General features: G+C 43.2%; 1 protein-coding gene and 1 pseudogene. Both read left to right on the forward strand.

Annotation, left to right across the window (positions count from 1 at the left end):
• Nucleotides 1–234 (forward strand): annotated as a pseudogene (locus A3729_RS32225) (outer membrane protein transport protein); the annotation flags it as partial.
• Nucleotides 235–240: 6 nt separating this feature from the next.
• The coding region (locus A3729_RS04815; protein WP_197475562.1) for a hypothetical protein at nucleotides 241–919 on the forward strand (679 nt) is incomplete at its 3' end.

Here is a 919-nt window from a genome sequence, read left to right on the forward strand (position 1 = left end):
GTTGGTGATATGAAAATGTGGGGTACCGGGTTTGGCTACAAGTGGGATAAACGAACCGATATCAGTGCAAGCATATTCTATATGCAGTCTGATGATTACATTCCTTCTAATACAAGTTGTAATTTGAACTGTACGAATTTGACTAACGTAATTTATAACCCCTATGCGGGCTTGAATGTGAAGTTTACATCTCGAGTATTTGGAATGGGTATTTCTTTTAACCGAAAATTCTAGGTCTATATGAAGCTGAACTATTCGAGATCGACTGTAGTATTGCTTGTAGCTTTGTGTGTCTTTTCTTTGGAAGCTCTTGCTGAACGCTATAGTGTTGAACAAGATAGCTTTGGTGGATATTCCGCAAAGAAGGTAGATGATGCTCAGCAAGCCGATGTGCCTGTCATCGACTCACAGCCAGAACCTGAAGAGCCTCAGCAGCAAGCAAAGTTAGAGCTGCCTCCTGAACCACCTGTTAGTCCAAAATCCCAGAACGTAACCGACAATGAATATCTTGGTGATGTTGGTGATTCCTTAAGTCCTTTTGAAAAAGAATATATTGAAACCGAAAGATTAGAGCGCTCTAAGGTTCTTGGCGCTATTCGTAGGGCGCCACCACTTAACGATTTCGATGCAACGCGCGTTAACTCTGAGGAATTTGTGGATGGTGATAAGCTATTAATCGACGGTGGGCGACCGAGTAGTGAAGGTTCTCGCTACTATACAGTAGTCGATGCTGATGGAACGGTTCGCAATATTGATTATGACGCTGATGCTGTCCAGGCTGCTCTCGAAAAAGAAAGAGAGAAAAAAATCGAATTTACGGAAGCAAGTGTTTTGGAGAAGTCCGCAGCCAGTGCCGACCTTCCTGAAAGCGCTGACCCTTTTGCCGCGGCTTTGTTTGCTAAAAACTTTACTTCTGATG

This window comes from Oleiphilus sp. HI0043, assembly GCF_001634935.1.